Below are 18,306 nucleotides of genomic sequence, written 5' to 3' on the forward strand. Positions count from 1 at the left end.
GGGAAAAGGGAAAAAAGTTTTCTTAATCCTTTCCCCTTTCCCCTCCCTCACCCCCCTCGCCTCCCACCTCTTGCCTCTTCCTATCGCCCCGAAAGTCAAGAATTCAGGATTTCCCGAGAGGCGGGCAATACCGGCTATTTCTCGGGGAAATCTATTTTTCCTATCGTCTACCGGGTTCCGACTACCGACTTTCGCCGTTGATCCCGCCGAAAGATTTTGGATTCGCGCGAGAAATCCGGGAATTTCGCCCGCGTACTTGGTTAGACTGATCATCATAGAGATAAAATGATCAACTTCTACCCTAGATCACATTCGGGTTCAGGCAGTATGAGCGATCGCATCCAGTGGATCAACGCGTTATCGACCCGTCCCTCTCTAGAGGCGGCGGTATCGGAAGTCGTCGAGAAAATCAAGCGCGATTTAGAGGGGCCGGCCGATCTCGGGATGGTTTTTATCTCCTCGGCCTACGCGAGCGATTACCCGCGTCTGGTCCCGTTACTCCTGGATAAGCTATCCCTGCCCGTTTTAATCGGTTGTGGTGGCGCGGGGATCGTCGGTACGGGGGGAGAAGGGCGCTCGCGAGAGATCGAGGGAAATCCGGCGCTCAGTCTGACGGTGGCTCGTCTGCCGAACGTGGAAATCCGACCTTTATATCTGGAAGCGAACGATTATCCCGATCTCGACAGTTCCCCCGATCGATGGACGGAGTTAATCGGGGTCGCGCCGGAGAAAAATCCCCACTTTATCCTGCTGGCCGATCCCTTTTCCTCGCGAATTACCGATCTGCTGGAGGGGTTGGATTTCGCCTACGCGGGTTCGGTGAAGATCGGCGGACTGGTCAGCGGGGGAATGCTGGAACAACAGGGGGGATTATTCTTTCACGACGAGAACCGGCGACGGAATACCGCGCTGTACCGTCAGGGAGTGGTCGGGGTCGCGTTATCGGGGGATATCGTGGTGGAAACGATCGTCGCGCAGGGATGCCGACCGATCGGCCAGACCTATCAGATCACCGAGGGCGAGCGGAATATTATCTTGGAAATGAGCGCGACGGATAAGGATAGTTCGCCGAATCCCCCGTTAAATCTCCTGCGGGATTTAATCCAAACCCTGAGCGATAAGGATCGCGAACTGGCCCAGCACTCGCTTTTTATCGGGATCGCCCGCGACGAGTTTAAAATGCAGTTGCGATCGGGCGATTTCCTGATCCGGAACGTTCTCGGAGTCGATCCGCGCCACGGGGCGATCGCTATCGGCGATCGGGTGCGTCCGGGACAGCGGGTACAGTTCCATCTGCGGGACGCGGATACCTCGGCACTGGATCTAGAACTGCTGTTGGAATCGTATCGATCGGAACGCGAGGACGTGTCGGCGATCGCGGGCGCGTTGATGTTTTCCTGTCTCGGCCGCGGGGAAACGCTCTACGAGAAACCGGATTTCGATTCCGGTCTTTTCCAGCGTTATCTCGGCGCGATCCCGCTCTCGGGTTTCTTCTGCAACGGCGAGATCGGCCCGGTGGGGGGTAGAACGTTCCTACACGGCTACACGTCCGCTTTCGCGCTCTTCCGTCCGGGGAGAGGACGGAACGCGTAGAGAGGAAAAGGATCGCGGGGGGAAATCGGGATCGATCGCCTCCCTCCAAAGATTGAATTCATCTAAAGATTTTTTCGATCGCGGGAAAAATCGCCTTTACTGGTGGATATCGCCTTCCGTTCACACGCTAACGATATTCGGAGAGCTTTTTTTCTCGATAATTTCCCCCGCGATCGAATTCCCCATGCTTATCTCGAAACTTTCCGCTATCTCTCTCGGCCTAGCACTCGTTACCGTCCCGGTTAGCGCTACGGCCGCCACTTTCAGCGCCCTTTTCGCGTTCGGGGACAGTTTGACCGATAGCGGTAACGCGGCCATCGCTACCCTTCCCGCTTATCAACAGGTTCCCTTCGGGGGATTAATTCCCTCGCTCCCCTACCAGAGCGGTCGTCTGACCAACGGGCCGACCTGGGTGGAAACCCTCGCGAACCGTCTCGGCGTTTCCGCGTCGCCGTATCTAGGAGGGGGAACGAATTTCGCCTTCGGGGGAGCGAGAACCGGCCCGATCGGCACCACCCCGCCGACTCCCCCGAGCTTACTCGACCAATTCGCCTTCTTTACAACGAATACGGGGGGAATCGCCCCGTCGAACGCGCTATACGTGATCTGGGGGGGAGTAATAACGCTCGCGACGCGGCCATCCAAAAACTCGCGGGGAATGATGCGGTGGCGACCACTACTCTAACTCAAACCGTTAGCGATCTCGTCACGATTATCGGCGGTCTGAAAAGCGCGGGAGCCGTTCGGATCGTGGTTCCCAATCTCCCGGATTTAGGGCTGACCCCGGTGGTGACACGGGGCGCGCCGGGGTTAAGCGTCTCGGCCACGGCGGTTAGCGTGGAGTTTAACGCTCTTTTACGGGGGGCTTTAACCGGTTTTCGCGACGATCCGACGATCGATCTGATCGAGATCGATACCTTCGGTTATTTTGCCTCGATCGCCGCCTCCCCGAGCTTAACGAACGTGACCGATCCCTGCGTCGATATCGCGACGGTTTGCGCGAATCCGGACGAATATTTCTTCTACGATGGACTTCATCCCACCGCGGCCGTTCACCGACAGTTCGGCGAGTTCGTTAGCTCTCAAGTGGTTCCCGAACCGAGCGGTGTTCTCGGGATATTTTTCGTCACGGGAATCGGCGCGTTAGTCACGAAACGGAAATTAGCGCGCCCGGCCGATCGATCGTCCCGAAAGGGCGCGGGGTAACTGCGGAAACGCCGATCTCTAACAGTCCCCTGCTATAGAATAGGATCTGGCGATCTCGCTCTCACGAATACCCGTTAATCGCATGACGACTTCTCGCAATCGCTATTTACGCGCCCTTCTAGGCTCTGTCAGTGTTTTTCTACTGTTTTTAAGTTTTTGGTGGGTTTCGCCCCCGTCAGCCCACGCGAAGCCGCCCTCCGGCGACGTTTCCTCGATCGCCCCCTATCTAGACCGATTCAAGCAACAGATCACCGAATTCCGTCTCGATAACGGGATGAAATTTATCGTCCTGCAAAACCGCGAGGCACCGGTGGTTTCCTTCGTCACCTACGCGGACGTGGGGGGCGCGAACGAACCCGACGGGAAAACCGGGGTGGCCCACTTTCTCGAACATTTAGCCTTTAAAGGCACGAAAACGATCGGCACGACCGATTATACCGCCGAGAAAAAAGCGCTCGATCGACTCGACGAGATCGATCGACAACTGCAAGCGGCTAAAAAAGCCGGGAAAACCGAGGAAGTACAACGTTTAACCGCTCAATTCCAGCAAGCTAAAGCCGAAGCCGATCGATTCGTCAAACGCAACGAATACGGTCAGATCGTCGAAACTCAGGGAGGTGTCGGCCTCAACGCGACCACCTCCACCGACGCGACCAACTATTTCTACAGTTTCCCCTCGAACAAGCTGGAACTGTGGATGTCCCTGGAGTCGGAACGTTTTCTCGAACCGGTTTTCCGCGAATTCTACAAGGAAAGGGACGTTATTCTCGAAGAACGGCGAATGAGAACCGAGAATAGCCCGATGGGGCAGTTGATCGAAGCCTTTCTCGATAAAGCCTATACCACCCATCCCTACAAACGCCCGGTAATCGGCTACGATCGCGACATCCGCAACCTCGAACCCGATGACGTTCAACGCTTTTTCGATACCTATTACACCCCGAATAATCTCACCCTGGCGATCGCCGGGGATGTCGATCCCGCGGAGGTAAAACGACTGGCCCAAATCTATTTCGGGCGTTTTCCCGCGCGGCCGAAACCGCCGGAAGTCACCGTCGTCGAACCTCCCCAACGGGAAACCCAGGAAGTTACCCTAAAACTCGTCTCGCAACCCTGGTATCTGGAAGGCTATCACCGGCCGGCGCTGAGTCATCCCGATAACGCGGTTTACGAGGTCATCGCCACCCTGATGAGTGACGGCAGAACCTCGCGGCTGTATAAAGCGTTAGTGGAAGACAAACAACTCGCGTTAGCGGCGGAGGGATTTAACGGCTTTCCTGGCGATAAATACCCGAATTTGATGTTATTCTACACCGCGACCGCCCCGAATGCCAGTATTGACGAAACCGCTAAAGTTCTGCGCGCGGAACTGGAACGCCTGAAAACCGAACCCGTCTCCGAACAGGAGTTAGAACGGGTGAAAAACAATCTCCGGGCGGATTTACTGCGGGGACTCGATTCTAATATGGGAATGGCGCGGGCTTTACTAGAGTACCAGGTAAAAACGGGCGATTGGCGTAATTTATTCAAGGAATTGGACGCTTACGCCGCCGTAACACCCGAAGATATCCAACGGGTAGCCCGATCGACCTTCACCCCGGAAAACCGCACGATCGGCCGTATTCTCCCCGCTAACGCTCAGTAGGAACCGAAAATGATCCAAAAACCCTTACAATGGTCGGGCTTGATTCTCGCCACCCTCGCGTTGGCCCTGATGTTCCGTTTACCCGCCATCGCCCAAACCGCCCGACATTACACCGAATTAACCTTCCCCCCCCTGCCGGAAGTACAGGTTCCCAAGTACGAACGCTACCAACTGAAGAACGGTATGGTCGTCTATCTGATGGAAGATCGTAGCCTACCCCTGGTGAGCGGGACGGCGATGATCCGCACCGGGGGACGCTTGGAACCGGGGGAACGGACGGGACTCGCGGAGATCGCGGGGAACGTGATCCGCACCGGGGGAACGGAAACCCACCCCTCGAACGTTCTCAATCAATTATTAGAACAGCGGGCGGCGATCGTGGAAACCTCGATCGGTCTCGATAGCGGCAGTGCCAGTTTTAACGCCCTCAGCGAAGATATAAAACCGGTTTTCGCTCTTTTCGCCGATGTTCTCCGTTCTCCCGCGTTTGAACCGGCGAGGGTAGAACTGGCGAGAACCCAGCAGAAAGGCGAGATCGCCCGTCGCAATGACGATCCGGACGATATCGCGAGCCGGGAGTTTAAAAAGCTGATCTACGGCGATAATAGCCCCTACGGACGGACGATCGAGTACAATACCCTCGCCAAGATCTCCCGCGAGGATCTGATCGAGTTCTACCGTACATACGTTCGCCCCGATCGAATCATTCTCGGCATTGTCGGCGACTTTAAAACGGCCGATATGAAGGCTCTGGTCGATAAAACCTTCGGAGATTGGCAAAATCCCCCGAATTCAACCAAAATCACGACTCCCGAGGCGACCCAGAAAAATCCGAACGGGGTATTCGTGATCGATCGGCCGCAGTTAACCCAGAGTAGCGTTCTGATCGGTCATCTCGGCGGCCGTTTGGATAGTCCGGATTACCCCGCGTTGACGGTGTTAAACGAGATTTTGAGCGGTTTCGGGGGCCGGTTGTTTAACGAGGTGCGTTCCCGTCAGGGGTTGGCTTATTCCGTCTACGGGGTGTGGAGCGGCCGTTACGATTATCCGGGGTTGTTTGTCGCGGGGGGACAGACGCGCACCGACGCGACGGTTCCTTTTATTAAGGCGATCGAATCGGAGATCGAACGCGTCCGTACCGAACCGGTGACGGAAAAGGAACTGGAAGACGCGAAGAATTCGATTCTCAATTCCTTCGTGTTCAAGTTCGAGAATCCCGCGCAAACGTTATCCCGTTTGATGACTTACGAGTATTACGGCTATCCGAGCGATTTTATTTTCCGCTATCAGAAAGCGGTGAAAGAAACGTCGATCGAGGATATTCAAAGAGTGGCGAAAACCTACTTACAGCCCGATCGATTGGTGGTTCTCGTGGTGGGCAACGAGAAGGAAATTAACCCCCCTCTTTCCTCTTTAGGAGCGACGGTGAGAACCGTAAAACTCGAAGATACCCTACCGAATAGTTAGTCAGAGGAGGCGGGAGGCAGGAGTTAGGAGGCAGGAGTTAGGAGGCAGGAGGCAGGAGGCAGGAGGAGAGGGTAAAGGTGAAAGGCGCGAAAGTAATTTTTCCCCTTTTTCCCTTCCCCTTTTCCCCGAAAACTCCCTATCTCCCCATCTCCCCCATAGACTAGAGTATATTGGCGACGAGACCGAACATCATCCCGATAATCGAGACAGATAGAATATACGATAAAATTCCGTGGGTGGCGATCAATTGACGCATGGCCGTACTGGTAACGGCGGTATCGGACGTTTGATAGCAAGCCGCCATACAGAATCCTTGATAGAGAAATTCCGTCCAGTGCGGTCGCGAACAATCGGGGAAAGCGAGTCCTCCACCGTCGCGGTAATACTGGAGCGCGTACTGTTGACAATAAATTAGCTGAATTAACAACCAGACACAGATAATACCGAAAAATCCCAAGGCGAAATGAAAGGGTTCGTGTTCCGAGGAAGCCAGATATATTAATAATCCGAAACCGCCGATCGTGTAGAATAAAGATTCGAGGAAGGCGAGTTTTCGATCGGGAGATTGAAACCCCGCTAATTCCCAGGGAGTGAAACGATTTAACCGGAAGGAAATTAGCGCGATACCCGCGAGCAGAGTGGCGATAAAAGCCAGAACCACACGCGTAGTCGTCGGGAACGGAAGCGAGAATATCACGATCCCGACCAACAGTTCACAAAGTAATCGAGCTTGGATACTGATGGGTTTTCGCCCCGGTTTCTTCTGCATAGTTTTAAATTAGTAAATTATACGCGAATTTGCCGAAATTGCCGGTATTTTTATCGATCGAGCGGCTAGAGAAAAGGCGACTTCCCCGAAAGGGAAATTTCCCCCCGATCGCCTTATTTTTCGAGGATGAGCGTTACCGGCCCGTCATTCTCGATGCTCACCCGCATCATCGCCCCGAATTTCCCCGTTTCTACCCGTAAGCCGCTCTCTCGCAGTTTGGCGACGAATCGATCGTACAGTTCCCCGGCTATACTCGGACTCGCGGAATCGCTGAAGGAGGGACGGCGCCCCTTGCGACAGTCCCCGTAGAGGGTGAACTGACTGACGACGAGAATTTCCCCGCCGATTTCCGTGACGGATTTTTCCCATCGATCGCCGTTTTCCTCGCCGGGGAATAGACGTAATTCCAGACATTTGCGCGTCATCCAGTCGATTTCGGCGATCGAGTCCGAACCCGTGAACCCGACGAGGAGATTTAACCCCCGATCGATCCGGCCGACGATCTCGCCGTTCACACTGACACTAGAGGAAAGAACCCGTTGAATCACTACTCGCATCGTTAAATTTTTAACCAACCGAAAATCGTCTCGATCGATAATTTTAATCCCTCGATCGAATCTAACACCGGTAACCCTTCATTCTTCTTTTCAAATGCCCGCGGTTTTTGTCCCGCGGGAAACGCGAGGATGGTTTTCTCCGCGGGATCGATCGTCCATCCCAAGCGGGTTCCGTGGTTTAATTTCAATTCGCCAAGGAAACCGAGTCCATTCGATCGCTTCGGGAACTTTCTTGGCGAGTACCCGGTCTCTTTTCAGGCAAACAACCCTAGTGATAACGAATAATGAAGCTCAAAACTTCCCTATTGTCCATTTCTCTTACCTTATCAACGCTCACCCTTGCCTCTGTAAGCCACGCTCAGGAAGTAGGAGATCCCGTCAAGCGATTGAGTGATTTAGTCGGAGCGAGAGCGGGACAGGCAGAAAACGAATTAAAAAAACGGGGCTATCAATTTGCCAAGGCAGGGGAGGCTTCCGGAGGTGCCAGCTATACCTATTGGCGTGAAACTAGAACCAAAAAATGTATAACCATCCAAACCAAAGACGGACGTTACCAATCTTTCGTTTATGCCTTGCCTGAAAGTTGTGGTACTGTCGCTTCACACTCTACCCCGAAAAAACGCGAGACTCCCGAAAATTTGATTAGCAAGGTTCCCCCTGCTTTAAAAGATCTCGTGGGTGCGAGAGCGGGCCAAGCGGAAGATGATTTGGTTGGACGAGGCTACACCTACCGCAACACCGTTACTTTCGAGGGTGGAAAATCTGCCTATTATATAGAAAATAAAACTGGATATTGCGTGGAAGTCGGAACGGTAGACGGGCGTTTCAGTAGCATTGTTTATAACTCCAGTGACAGATGTAAAGCTTCTAACTAAACTCTAGAAGTAGCGTTGTGGATGCGAGGATTAAATCCCGTACATCGGGAAAAATGTTAACGGTAGAGGGGTAGGGTATACTCTCCTTTATCGTTATATTTTTAACCAACCGAAAATCGTCTCGATCGATAATTCTAATCCCTCGATCGACTCCAAAACGGGTAACACTTCTCCCGCTTCTTCAAATGCCCGCGGTTGTTGTCCCGCGGGAAACGCGAGGATCGTTTTCGATTTCGGATCGATCATCCAGCCCAGGCGAGTACCGTGATTTAAACAGTGAAGAATCTTTTTAATAACTTTCGTTTGATCTTGATCGGGAGAAAGAATTTCAACGATCCAATCGGGAGGAGTCACGATAACATTTTGAATCTCTCCCGTCGCGTCCACGGGGATTTTATTCCATTCGAGAACCACCACATCGGGAACGATCGATCGCCCCCCGAAAGTACAGCGTAATTCGGGAAAAGCGAGGGCGCTTCTAGCGAGTTCGGCGATCGCGTTGATCGCGGTAACTAATTTGCCTTGTACTCTGCTATGTTTTCCTTGAGGCATTTCTTTTTGGCTCACTTCCCCGTCGATGTACTCGCTGGCCGGTTCGGTTTCGGGTAGAAGTAGAAATTCTTCGAGCGTTAACTTTTTCGTTGTTGTCTCTAACATTGACAATTGTTAATCTCGTTTTAATTTTCGGTATTATATCATAAAAATTAGCGGAAACACAATAAATATTAAGACAACCGGCGAGTTGTTTAAGGGGGAATTCTTGAGGAAATATAAAAATCTCCCTCTTTCTAAAGGTAGAGTGCCACAATGGGAAAAGAGCGTAAATCGCGCGGTTCTCAACAATATTATCGACGCGATCGTATCGAGATTCACTTCAGTAAAAACAAGCTCGACATCATTAAAAATCTACCGACAATCGAGGGAGACTTTATGTTTTGTGAACAATGCGAACAGACCGCCAGCGGCAACGGTTGCCATCAGTGGGGCGCTTGCGGCAAAAGCCCGGAAGTCAACGCCGTCCAGGATTTACTCGTCTTCAGCCTGCGCGGGTTAGCCCCCGTGGTGTTGAAAGCGCGCGAACGGGGAATTTCCACCTGCGAGGCGGATATTTTCACCTGTGAATCGCTTTTCGCGACGATGACGAACGTTAACTTCGACGCGAAACGTTTTAGCGATTATATCCGCCGTTGTCTGGACATCCGGGAGGCGTTAAAAGCGCGGGTGGGAACGGAAAACTGGCCGGCGATCGCTTCCTATCAACCCGATTTTACCGGCTCTCTCGTCGAACAGGGTCAGGAAGTATCCCTCGAACTCATCAGCCAAGCGCGAGACGTGGATATTTTCTCCCTGAAATTAACCGCTATCTACGGGGTAAAAGGACTCGCTTCCTATAGCTTCCACGCTTACGAATTGGGACAGGAGGACGACACCGTTTATCGCGTCGTCGCGGAAATTTTAGCCGCGATCGATAATCCGGATCTCACCCTGAACGATTGGGTGAATCTCTGTCTGGAAGTCGGCAAAGCGAACCTGCGCGCGATGGAACTTCTCGACGCGGGACATACCGAAACCTACGGGCATCCCGTCCCCACTCCCGTCCCCCTCAACCCGCGCGTCGGCAAGGCGATTCTCGTTTCCGGCCACGATATCAAGCAACTTTCCGCCCTTTTAGCCCAAACCGCGGACACCGGTATCACCGTTTACACCCACGGCGAACTCTTGCCCGCTCACGGATACCCGCGATTGAAGGAGAAATACCCCCATCTCTACGGGCATTACGGGACGGCATGGCAGAATCAGACCAAAGAATTCCCGAAATTCCCCGGCGCGATCGTTATCACCACCAATTGCCTGATGCCCACCCACGAGAATTACGAGGGGAAACTGTTTACTCTCGGGCCCGTGGGCTATCCGGGGATCACGCGATTGGAGGAAGTGGACGGATCGATCGATTTCCGTCCGGTCATCGAAAAAGCCTTAGAATCGCCCGGATTCACCGATGAGGGAACGCCCCGTCAGGTTTCCGTCGGCTTCGCGCGGAATACGGTATTAAGCGTCGCCGATACGGTGATCGACGCGGTAAAACAGGGCAAAATCCGGCACTTTTTCCTCGTCGGTGGTTGTGACGGCGCGAAACCCGATCGCAATTACTACACCGAGTTCGTCGAAAAAGTCCCGGAAGACTGTATCGTTCTCACCCTCGCCTGCGGGAAATTCCGCTTTTTCGATAAGCAATTGGGCAGTATCGAGGGATTACCGCGGTTAATGGACGTGGGACAGTGTAACGATGCCTATAGCGCCATCCAGATCGCGCTAGGACTCGCGAATGCGTTTAACGTCAGCGTCAACGAGATCCCGTTATCGCTGATTATCTCCTGGTACGAACAGAAAGCGATCGCCGTCCTGCTCACCCTGCTGTATCTAGGGATTCACAATATCCGTCTCGGCCCCACTTTACCCGCGTTCTTCACCCCCAACGTGCTGAAATTGCTATCGGACACCTACCATCTACAAGCGATCACGACCCCGGAACAAGACCTAGCGGCTTGCCTGGGTTAATCGTTATCGGGCCGGATCTTTCCGGCCCGATTTTCGCGCGATTCTAAAACTCTTCTTAAAATTCCCGAACCGCGCCCGATCGCTGTGGCTTATGGAAAGTGGGAGACCATCCCGAAGGAGAATACCATTATGTCCGTTAAAACCTTAAAAATCGATGATGTCGATGTAGCGATCGAGGAAGGATCGAGCGTACTAGCCGCCGCCACTTCCGCCGGAATCCGCATTCCCGTCCTCTGTCATCTCGATGGCGTGTCCGAGGTGGCCGCCTGTCGCCTCTGTTTGGTCGAGATCGAGGGCATCAATAAGCTATTGCCCGCCTGCGTGACGGAAGTGGCCGAGGGAATGGTAGTGCGTACCGATACGCCGAAACTCAAAGAATATCGCCGCATGACCGTCGAATTACTCTTCGCCGAGGGAAATCACGTTTGCGCGGTTTGCGTGGCGAATGGGAACTGCGAACTGCAAGATCTCGCCGTTGAAGTGGGGATGGATCATAGCCGTTTCCCCTACCGTTTCCCGAAACGCGAGGTGGATATTTCCCATCCCTATTTCGGCATCGATCATAACCGGTGTGTCCTCTGTACCCGTTGCGTTCGCGTCTGTGACGAGATCGAGGGCGCGCACGTTTGGGACGTGGCTTTCCGGGGCGAGAAAGATAAGATTATTTCGGGAATGGATCAACCCTGGGGAGAGGTTTCGGCCTGTACTTCCTGCGGGAAATGCGTGGCCGCTTGCCCGACGGGGGCGATTTTCCGTCAGGGTTCCGCGGTTTCGGAAAAATCGGAAGATCGATCGAAATTAGAATTTCTCGTTAACGCCCGAACCCACCACGAGTGGACGCGGTAAGGTAGTGGATGAATGGCGAGATCGATCGATGGGCGCATCTAGATCCCTACACGTCGCGGTACTGTCGCGATCTAATCCGACTCTATGACGAGATCGAGGCGATGACAACGGATATAATCACGATCGCTAACACCTATCAATTCAGTGTTGAAGAGGTTACGAGAGCGAAAGATCACGCTTTCGGTAACGGGGTATCCCGCTATCAATTCATCCCCGATCTCGATATGGCGGAAGCTTGGCGTAGGATGGCGAGAGGGGAAGGAACGAGCGTTGACGAGGTGTTGTTACGTCACGAAATTCTCGAATCCGCGTTAATTCTCGATCGGGGCATCACTCAAAAAGAAGCTCACGATATCGCCCAACAACGCTATCCGTGGTCGGAATTACTAGGAGAGGCTAACCGATGAATGACGATCGATCGAGAGAGCAATTTTTGCAAGCCTTACAACTGTGTCAATCCCTCGTTAATTTCCCGCGAAAACCTTCCACCTACCCCTGTGAGGCGATCGAACTTTTTTGCGAAGTCGGTAAATCTCCAACCCGATTACTGGAATTAGTGAGCGAGTATGAAGCGGAAGTAACACAGGCCGATCGAGCGGTGGAATCCTACGCGCGCGGCATCGACAATTGGAAAGGAGAAAATTGTCCCTTTGGAATGAAAGATCATTGCGATATTCTACACTTTTTTCTAAATGTAAAAAGCAAGCGATTCACTTTTTTTAGAGGGCGAAATTTTACCCCTCAACTAATCTGTGACTTTCTGCAAGAATGGAAGGGAATCGATCTGACTTCCTTACTCGTGGAAAGCCCTTCCAGCTTACTCCCCAATTAACTCTCCCCCAGGAAAACCATGAGTAAAATTCGATTCGCCACGGTTTGGTTAGCGGGCTGTTCTGGATGCCATATGTCGTTTCTTGACCTCGACGAATGGCTATTAGAATTAGCGGAAAAAGTCGATGTGGTGTATAGTCCCGTCGGTTGCGATCTGAAAATCTATCCCGAAAATGTAGATGTTTGTCTGGTGGAAGGGGCGATCGCTAACGAGGATAATTTAGAATTAATCCATCAAGTCCGGAAAAACACGAAAACCGTCGTTTCTTTCGGCGATTGCGCCGTTACCGCTAACGTTCCCGCCATGCGGAATATGTTAGGAGGAGCGGAACCGGTTCTCAAACGGGCTTATTTAGAATTGGGCGATACCACCCCGCAACTCCCCGTCGAACCCGGTATCGTTCCCGAATTACTCGATCGAGTGGTTCCCGTTCACGAGGTGATCGAGGTCGATGTTTTTATGCCCGGATGTCCCCCCGACGCGGATAGAATTCGCGAGACATTGATCCCCCTGCTAAAAGGAGAAATGCCGGTGATGGAAGGACGGGAAATGATTAAATTCGGATAATTATCGAGAAAGTAAACGCGGTTCGATCGATCTGCCGGCGGGGATCGATCGATTTTTTTACCCGCGCGACGCGAACTCGAATTCTTTCCCGGATTGAAAACCGTTACTCTACCCTTGTTGTGGATGAGTCAAAAGAAAGGTTTATTCTCTCTTCAATTTATAGCCGGAGGGCGATTTAGTTCTGGTGGGGGATCGGTAAGGTGGTTAGTAATCGAACACGCGAATAGGAATCCCAACAATGAAAATGACGAAAATATCGAAAATTTTCGGAGCCGGATTAGCGGCGTTGACTCTAGCGAATATAATCACCACTTTACCGGCATCGGCTCAAACAAATACCGCCCCCGTCGTTCCAGCAGATCCCGCGTCCCCCGGTACCACCACGGACGGCACGGCCCGAACGGATGTTAACACGACAACCTATCGGGATAACGATTTCGATTGGGGTTGGTTAGGATTGATCGGTCTGGCGGGACTAGCGGGACTAGCGGGCAGAAAACGCGATGAAACCGTGACCTATCGCGATCCCAACCCCCGCGAGAGCAGTTACCGCGACTAGATAAGGTTTTTCCCGTTCGATCGAGATTCTATCCATCGTCCCGTTTTCCCGAAATCGTATACACCGGAGAAAAGACTTGGTTTCTGCCGAGTCTTTATTTTTTTGGAGGCAGGAAGCAGGAGGCAGGAGGCAGGAGGCAGGAGAAAAATGAAGGTTATTGACAAATAAAACTTTATATTAAAATTTATACGGAAAAACGGTAGAATTTTTCCGTTCTATCAGGATAACGGATATGGACTCGATCGAATCCCCCAACGAGACCCGATTCGCTTACCGGTCGGCGTTTCTCACCATCGCGACGATCGATCTCGATCGCTCCGTCCGCTTCTACCGCGACCTACTCCAACGGGAACCCGATTTCTATAAACCCCGCGTCTACGCCGAATTCGAGCTATCTGGCATGAAATTAGGTCTTTTTTGCCCTAAAGATACTAATAGAGAGGAATTTGGCGATTCTAGGGGCAGTGGGATGAGTATTTGTTGGGAGGTGGAGGATCTAGACGAAGCGATCGCCCATCTCGTCGCCACCGGCCGCGCGCCCACCACCGAGATCGGCCACGCCTCCCACGGCCGGGAAATCTACATCTACGATCCCGACGGCAATCGCCTGATCCTGCATCAATCGATCGCCAACACCAACCCCTTGAGATAAGCTCCCTCCGGGTGAAAGAGACTGGTGGGATGATCGGCCGGTTGCGTTAATCGGGCGAGTACCCTCACCCCGCGTCCGGATTCGATCGCCGCCGCGGTCACGGCCCCGGTAAACTGTTCTTCACCCACCACCTGCGAACAGGAAAAAGTGAAAAGAATCCCGTTGGGACGGAGTTTCTGTAGAGCTTGCCCGTTGAGTCGGCGGTAGGCCATCGTCGCCTGATGCCGCGCCTTGATACTTTTGGCGAAAGCGGGAGGATCGAGGATTATCGTGTCGTAATCTCCAGCGTAGTCGCGTAGAAAGTTAAAAACGTCGGCGGTATAGGATTTATGCTCGATCTCGCCCGGATTATTCAGGGCGATATTTTTTTCCGTCAGATCGATCGCCTCCCGCGAACTATCCACGGAATGGACGAGAGAGGCGTTCGATCGGATCGCGTACACCGAGAAACCGCCCGAATAGCAGAAAGTATTTAAAACCCGTTTCCCCTCGCAGAATTTACCCAGTAACGCCCTATTTTCCCGCTGATCGAGGAAGAACCCCGTTTTCTGTCCCTCCTCCCAATCGACGAGAAACCGATTGCCGTACTCTAAAACCTCGTCGGTGGTTTTACCGCCGAAAAGATATTGATTTTCCGATTGCCGGGCGGTTTTCGCCAGGACGGTCGCGCTTTTGTCGTACACGGCCCGTAAACGATCGCCGTAGAGGGTTTTCAGGCAGGAAACGATCGGGTCGAGACGCGCGTGAAGCCCGATCGAGTAAGCTTGAATCACCGCGGTCCCGTTGTACCAATCGACGATTAAACCCGGAATCCCGTCCCCCTCGGCGTTAATCAGGCGATAACAGTTCGTTTCGGGATTATCGATTAATCCCAGTTGTTGCCGGAGAGAGTAGGCGCGCTGGAATCGCTCTAGAAACAGTCGATCGATATCGGTGATTTTTTGAAAAGAAAAGATTTTAACGGCGATATTGTGGGGACTATAGAAACCGATCGCCAGATACTCGCCGCTATTACTATAAACCTCGACGATATCCCCCTCCTCGATCCCGTCCTCCATCCGGACGATCGCGCCGGAAAAAATCCACGGATGGAACCGCTTCACCGCGTCAATTTTTTTATCGCGCAGGAAAATCTTCGGAAAGCCGGACGGGAGAACATTTCGATCGTTCATGAGTTCGAGGGTGAGGTGTGGGATTGAACCGACTTTCATCATATCCACTTTGCCGGCAACCCGGCCGATCTTTCCCATGTCCCTATCTCCGGGCGATCGATCGCGAATTCCCTCGAAAAGCATAGTATATTTGTGCTATCGCGAGAAAAAGACGAAATAGCGAAGTCAACCGATGGTTACTTCCGTCGATCGAACACCGGCAACCGAGATCGTCTATCCCGATAGCGATGGCAAGCCGCTCGTCGATAATACCCGACAATTTCGCTGGATAACGACGATTCAATCCAATCTCGACCGGTTATTCGCCGACGATCCGGATGTTTTCGTCGCCGGGGATCTGCTCTGGTATCCCGTCGAGGGAGATAATAAAACCCGTCAGGCTCCCGATGTGATGGTCGCGTTCGGCAGGCCCAAGGGAGAGCGCGGATCGTACCAACAGTGGCAAGAAGGGGGAATCCCCCCGCGAGTCGTGTTTGAAATTCTCTCGCCGGGAAACAAGCGCGCCGAGATGGCGAAGAAGTTTCTTTTTTACGATCGCCACGGAGTAGAGGAATATTATATCTACGACCCCGATCGAAACGATCTAGAAGCTTATATTCGGGGGGAAAATCGCCTCGAACCGATCGAGAATTTTGACAACCGGATCGGTCCGGCATTGGGAATCCGTTTCCCGCGCGTGGAACCGCGATTAATTCCGTGTTACCCCGACGGACAACCCTTCACCGGATACAACGAGGAACGCGAGCGGGCCGAGGCCGAACGTCAACGGGCGGAACGATTAGTGGCGAAACCGCGGGAACTGAATATCGATCCCGATGAAGTGTGGCGATCGATCCCCTTGAGTCGATCCCTGTAATGTCGCTACAATAACGGTAGCCAGCCCTATCGCCCTCGTCGATAATTCCCCAGCGCGCCGGGAACATTCAGGGGACAGATCTCGAACCGCGATATCGACCAAAGCGATCGGCGATCGGACGTGATTTCCGTTACTCGCACCGAGAAAACGGCCGTAAGGTAGATGAACTGAAAAGTTTTTCTATAGAATCAACGGTATCGCGGAAATATAGCGTAAGTTAGCTAAATGGCGTAATCGTCGCGACAGAATAGGTACGACTATGACAGTTTGTGAATATCGTCCAGGTTTAGAAGGGGTTCCCGCCGCTCAATCGAGTATCAGCTTCGTCAATGGAGAGAAAGGAATCCTCGAATATCGGGGCATTCGGATCGAGGAACTCGCCGAGAAAAGTACCTTCCTCGAAACCTCCTATCTCCTCATCTGGGGGGAACTGCCCACCACGGAACAACTCGAAGAATTCGCGGAAGAGATCCGGTATCACCGGCGGATCAAGTACCGGATCGAGGACATGATGAAATGTTTCCCCGAAAACGGCCACCCGATGGACGCGCTCCAAACCTCGGCCGCCGCGTTGGGGTTGTACTACTCCCGCCGGGCGCTCGACGATCCCGAGTACATCCGGAAAGCCGTCGTCCGTCTGTTGGCGAAAATCCCGACGATGGTAGCCGCTTTCCAACTGATCCGCAAGGGAAATCACCCGATTCAACCCAACGATAGTTTAGACTACGCGGCCAATTTCCTCTATATGCTCACCGAACGCCGCCCGACGGAGCTCGCGGCGAAAATCTTCGATATCTGCCTCACGCTCCACGCCGAACACACGATGAACGCCTCGACATTTTCGGCGATGGTGACTTCTTCCACGTTAACCGATCCCTACGGGGTGATCGCCTCGGCGGTGGGAACCTTAGCCGGCCCCCTCCACGGTGGCGCGAACGAGGAAGTGTTACTGATGCTAGAGGAGATCGGTTCGGTGGCCAATGTCCGCCCCTACGTGGAGAAATGTATCGCCAACAAACAGAAAATCATGGGCTTCGGACATCGGGTGTATAAGGTGAAAGACCCGCGGGCGATCATTCTCCAGAACCTGGCCGAACAACTATTTACCGAGTTCGGAACGGATGAATATTATGATGTCGCCCTGGAATTAGAGCGCGTGGTCGTGGAGCATTACGGGGGGAAAGGAATTCACGCCAACGTCGATTTTTATTCGGGTTTGGTGTATCGGAAATTGGGCATTCCCACGGATTTATTCACGCCGATTTTCGCGATCTCGCGGGTGGCGGGTTGGTTGGCCCACTGGAAAGAGCAGTTAAACGCTAACCGGATTTTCCGACCGACGCAGATTTACACCGGCCTGCACGATATTCCGTATATCCCGATCGAACAACGCTCGATCAAATAACCTGAAAACTCGACCCGCTCTCGAAACGAAAGCGGGTTTTCCCGTACTTTTTTCTAATCACCGAAGAAAATATCCTCGTACAGTAGGGTGATCGGAAACTCGAACCCGATACTTTCTAACTCGATCGAATCCCCGGACCCATACGCGGTATAGAGCCATAAACGCCCCTCCCCCCGTCGGTAAATCTCGACCTCGATCCGGGTAGAGTTAATTACAACGTATTCTTCCAAGGTCGGTAACGAACGGTATTCTTTAAATTTATCACCCCGATCTCGCGAAGCGAGCGCGTTGCGAGCGAGGGCTTCCGTACCGGGGGAAAGCACTTCCACGATTAGCTTCGGATAGCGGATAGCATCGACGGCGATCCGGTCGCGCCCGCCACAACTGACCGCGAGATCCGGGTAACGATAGATCGATGGCGTGACATTCACTTTCGCGTCGGCCATATTGACGCGACAACCCCCGGCACGAACGGGGGGACGCAGGGCAACGAGCAGATTGATGGCGATATCGTTGTGCGGCAGGCTTCCCCCGGTCATCGCGAACACTTCACCACCGACGAACTCGTAACGGATCTCCTGGCGCGGTTCCCACTCCAGATACCTTTCTACGGTCATGCTCGGCGGTCGGGGAGTGGCGATCATGGTTAGAGGAGTCAGGAGTCAGGAGTCAGGAGTCAGGAGGCAGGAGGCAGGAGTCAGGAGGCAGGAGGCAGGAGGCAGGAGGCAGGAGGCAGGAGGCAGGAG

General features: G+C 53.1%; 20 protein-coding genes and 1 pseudogene. 15 read left to right on the plus strand and 6 right to left on the minus strand.

The genetic code is table 11. The annotated features are described in order from the left end of the window. The first annotated feature begins 327 nt into the window (after positions 1 to 327). From V0288_RS20885 to V0288_RS20905, 5 genes and pseudogenes are all read left to right on the plus strand, one after another. On the plus strand, positions 328 to 1,593 hold the full coding sequence (locus V0288_RS20885; protein WP_332867109.1) for an FIST signal transduction protein: 1,266 nt from the start codon (positions 328 to 330) through the stop codon (positions 1,591 to 1,593). A 184-nt stretch (positions 1,594 to 1,777) separates the two neighbouring features. Beyond that, a pseudogene (locus V0288_RS20890) lies at positions 1,778 to 2,604 on the plus strand (SGNH/GDSL hydrolase family protein); the annotation flags it as partial. Positions 2,605 to 2,679: 75 nt separating this feature from the next. After that, complete coding sequence (locus tag V0288_RS20895) at positions 2,680 to 2,799, plus strand: PEP-CTERM sorting domain-containing protein (RefSeq protein WP_332867127.1); 120 nt, start codon at positions 2,680 to 2,682, stop codon at positions 2,797 to 2,799. 82 nt (positions 2,800 to 2,881) lie between these two features. Beyond that, a complete protein-coding gene (locus V0288_RS20900; RefSeq protein WP_332867110.1) occupies positions 2,882 to 4,444 on the plus strand; it encodes a M16 family metallopeptidase in 1,563 nt (520 codons plus the stop codon). A gap of 12 nt (positions 4,445 to 4,456) precedes the next feature. After that, a complete protein-coding gene (locus V0288_RS20905; protein ID WP_422662041.1) occupies positions 4,457 to 5,911 on the plus strand; it encodes a M16 family metallopeptidase in 1,455 nt (484 codons plus the stop codon). A 160-nt stretch (positions 5,912 to 6,071) separates the two neighbouring features. On the opposite strand, the gene V0288_RS20910 is transcribed toward V0288_RS20905, so the two are convergent. The 3 genes from V0288_RS20910 to V0288_RS20920 all read right to left on the minus strand — a co-directional run bounded on the left by V0288_RS20910 (position 6,072) and on the right by V0288_RS20920 (position 7,425). Further along, positions 6,072 to 6,680, minus strand: a complete 609-nt coding sequence (locus V0288_RS20910) for a DUF1345 domain-containing protein (protein ID WP_332867112.1) — start codon at positions 6,678 to 6,680, stop codon at positions 6,072 to 6,074. A 113-nt stretch (positions 6,681 to 6,793) separates the two neighbouring features. Next, positions 6,794 to 7,237 (minus strand): D-aminoacyl-tRNA deacylase, encoded by a 444-nt coding sequence (dtd, locus tag V0288_RS20915; protein ID WP_422662042.1) that lies wholly within the window; start codon positions 7,235 to 7,237, stop codon positions 6,794 to 6,796. 2 nt (positions 7,238 to 7,239) lie between these two features. Continuing rightward, entirely contained in the window at positions 7,240 to 7,425 is a 186-nt protein-coding gene (locus tag V0288_RS20920; RefSeq protein WP_332867114.1) for a hypothetical protein, read from the minus strand. Between the two features lie 96 nt (positions 7,426 to 7,521). On the opposite strand from V0288_RS20920, the gene V0288_RS20925 reads away from it, so the two are divergent. Next, positions 7,522 to 8,112 carry a hypothetical protein gene (locus V0288_RS20925; RefSeq protein ID WP_332867115.1) on the plus strand — a complete coding sequence of 197 codons (591 nt, stop codon included), beginning with the start codon at positions 7,522 to 7,524 and terminating at the stop codon, positions 8,110 to 8,112. 93 nt (positions 8,113 to 8,205) lie between these two features. Here V0288_RS20925 and V0288_RS20930 read toward each other — a convergent pair whose 3' ends face one another. Continuing rightward, the gene (locus V0288_RS20930; protein WP_332867116.1) at positions 8,206 to 8,769 is read right to left on the minus strand and encodes a Uma2 family endonuclease; all 564 of its coding nucleotides are present in this window, start codon (positions 8,767 to 8,769) and stop codon (positions 8,206 to 8,208) included. A gap of 273 nt (positions 8,770 to 9,042) precedes the next feature. Here V0288_RS20930 and hcp point away from each other — a divergent pair, with 273 nt between their 5' ends. The 7 genes from hcp to V0288_RS20965 all read left to right on the plus strand — a co-directional run bounded on the left by hcp (position 9,043) and on the right by V0288_RS20965 (position 14,127). Beyond that, on the plus strand, positions 9,043 to 10,671 hold the full coding sequence (gene hcp, locus V0288_RS20935; protein WP_332867117.1) for a hydroxylamine reductase: 1,629 nt from the start codon (positions 9,043 to 9,045) through the stop codon (positions 10,669 to 10,671). A 129-nt stretch (positions 10,672 to 10,800) separates the two neighbouring features. Continuing rightward, complete coding sequence (gene hoxU / locus V0288_RS20940; RefSeq protein ID WP_332867118.1) at positions 10,801 to 11,517, plus strand: bidirectional hydrogenase complex protein HoxU; 717 nt, start codon at positions 10,801 to 10,803, stop codon at positions 11,515 to 11,517. Between the two features lie 8 nt (positions 11,518 to 11,525). Beyond that, positions 11,526 to 11,924, plus strand: coding sequence for a hypothetical protein (locus V0288_RS20945; RefSeq protein WP_332867119.1), 399 nt, complete (start codon positions 11,526 to 11,528; stop codon positions 11,922 to 11,924). After that, entirely contained in the window at positions 11,921 to 12,349 is a 429-nt protein-coding gene (locus V0288_RS20950; RefSeq protein WP_332867120.1) for a hypothetical protein, read from the plus strand. The genes V0288_RS20945 and V0288_RS20950 overlap by 4 nt, the downstream gene beginning before the upstream one ends. An 18-nt stretch (positions 12,350 to 12,367) precedes the next feature. Continuing rightward, entirely contained in the window at positions 12,368 to 12,916 is a 549-nt protein-coding gene (locus V0288_RS20955; protein WP_332867121.1) for an NADH-quinone oxidoreductase subunit B family protein, read from the plus strand. Between the two features lie 238 nt (positions 12,917 to 13,154). Beyond that, positions 13,155 to 13,475: a WGxxGxxG family protein gene (locus V0288_RS20960; RefSeq protein WP_332867122.1), complete on the plus strand. Its 321-nt coding sequence runs from the start codon at positions 13,155 to 13,157 to the stop codon at positions 13,473 to 13,475. Between the two features lie 232 nt (positions 13,476 to 13,707). After that, positions 13,708 to 14,127: a VOC family protein gene (locus tag V0288_RS20965; protein ID WP_332867123.1), complete on the plus strand. Its 420-nt coding sequence runs from the start codon at positions 13,708 to 13,710 to the stop codon at positions 14,125 to 14,127. Here the strand turns inward: V0288_RS20965 and V0288_RS20970 are convergent. Further along, entirely contained in the window at positions 14,094 to 15,377 is a 1,284-nt protein-coding gene (locus V0288_RS20970) for a class I SAM-dependent rRNA methyltransferase (protein WP_332867124.1), read from the minus strand. The genes V0288_RS20965 and V0288_RS20970 overlap by 34 nt on opposite strands. 94 nt (positions 15,378 to 15,471) lie before the next feature. Here V0288_RS20970 and V0288_RS20975 point away from each other — a divergent pair, with 94 nt between their 5' ends. Then, complete coding sequence (locus V0288_RS20975) at positions 15,472 to 16,155, plus strand: Uma2 family endonuclease (protein WP_332867125.1); 684 nt, start codon at positions 15,472 to 15,474, stop codon at positions 16,153 to 16,155. 259 nt (positions 16,156 to 16,414) lie between these two features. Beyond that, a complete protein-coding gene (locus V0288_RS20980) occupies positions 16,415 to 17,560 on the plus strand; it encodes a citrate synthase (RefSeq protein ID WP_422662039.1) in 1,146 nt (381 codons plus the stop codon). Positions 17,561 to 17,613: 53 nt separating this feature from the next. Here V0288_RS20980 and V0288_RS20985 read toward each other — a convergent pair whose 3' ends face one another. After that, a complete protein-coding gene (locus V0288_RS20985; RefSeq protein ID WP_332867126.1) occupies positions 17,614 to 18,177 on the minus strand; it encodes a Uma2 family endonuclease in 564 nt (187 codons plus the stop codon). Between the last annotated feature and the right edge of the window lie 129 nt (positions 18,178 to 18,306).

The organism is Pannus brasiliensis CCIBt3594, from assembly GCF_036688125.1.
GTDB lineage: Bacteria > Cyanobacteriota > Cyanobacteriia > Cyanobacteriales > Microcystaceae > Pannus > Pannus brasiliensis.

Bases quoted from the DNA above. Each gene is read 5' to 3' on its own strand.
- V0288_RS20925 (WP_332867115.1), top strand. From the start codon at position 7,522: ATGAAGCTCAAAACTTCCCTATTGTCCATTTCTCTTACCTTATCAACG.
- V0288_RS20985 (WP_332867126.1), bottom strand. From the start codon at position 18,177: ATGACCGTAGAAAGGTATCTGGAGTGGGAACCGCGCCAGGAGATCCGT.
- V0288_RS20900 (WP_332867110.1), top strand. From the start codon at position 2,882: ATGACGACTTCTCGCAATCGCTATTTACGCGCCCTTCTAGGCTCTGTC.
- V0288_RS20970 (WP_332867124.1), bottom strand. From the start codon at position 15,377: ATGGGAAAGATCGGCCGGGTTGCCGGCAAAGTGGATATGATGAAAGTC.
- V0288_RS20910 (WP_332867112.1), bottom strand. From the start codon at position 6,680: ATGCAGAAGAAACCGGGGCGAAAACCCATCAGTATCCAAGCTCGATTA.
- hoxU (WP_332867118.1), top strand. From the start codon at position 10,801: ATGTCCGTTAAAACCTTAAAAATCGATGATGTCGATGTAGCGATCGAG.
- V0288_RS20950 (WP_332867120.1), top strand. From the start codon at position 11,921: ATGAATGACGATCGATCGAGAGAGCAATTTTTGCAAGCCTTACAACTG.
- dtd (WP_422662042.1), bottom strand. From the start codon at position 7,237: ATGCGAGTAGTGATTCAACGGGTTCTTTCCTCTAGTGTCAGTGTGAAC.
- V0288_RS20955 (WP_332867121.1), top strand. From the start codon at position 12,368: ATGAGTAAAATTCGATTCGCCACGGTTTGGTTAGCGGGCTGTTCTGGA.
- V0288_RS20975 (WP_332867125.1), top strand. From the start codon at position 15,472: ATGGTTACTTCCGTCGATCGAACACCGGCAACCGAGATCGTCTATCCC.
- V0288_RS20930 (WP_332867116.1), bottom strand. From the start codon at position 8,769: ATGTTAGAGACAACAACGAAAAAGTTAACGCTCGAAGAATTTCTACTT.
- V0288_RS20960 (WP_332867122.1), top strand. From the start codon at position 13,155: ATGAAAATGACGAAAATATCGAAAATTTTCGGAGCCGGATTAGCGGCG.
- V0288_RS20980 (WP_422662039.1), top strand. From the start codon at position 16,415: ATGACAGTTTGTGAATATCGTCCAGGTTTAGAAGGGGTTCCCGCCGCT.
- hcp (WP_332867117.1), top strand. From the start codon at position 9,043: ATGTTTTGTGAACAATGCGAACAGACCGCCAGCGGCAACGGTTGCCAT.
- V0288_RS20945 (WP_332867119.1), top strand. From the start codon at position 11,526: ATGAATGGCGAGATCGATCGATGGGCGCATCTAGATCCCTACACGTCG.
- V0288_RS20965 (WP_332867123.1), top strand. From the start codon at position 13,708: ATGGACTCGATCGAATCCCCCAACGAGACCCGATTCGCTTACCGGTCG.
- V0288_RS20885 (WP_332867109.1), top strand. From the start codon at position 328: ATGAGCGATCGCATCCAGTGGATCAACGCGTTATCGACCCGTCCCTCT.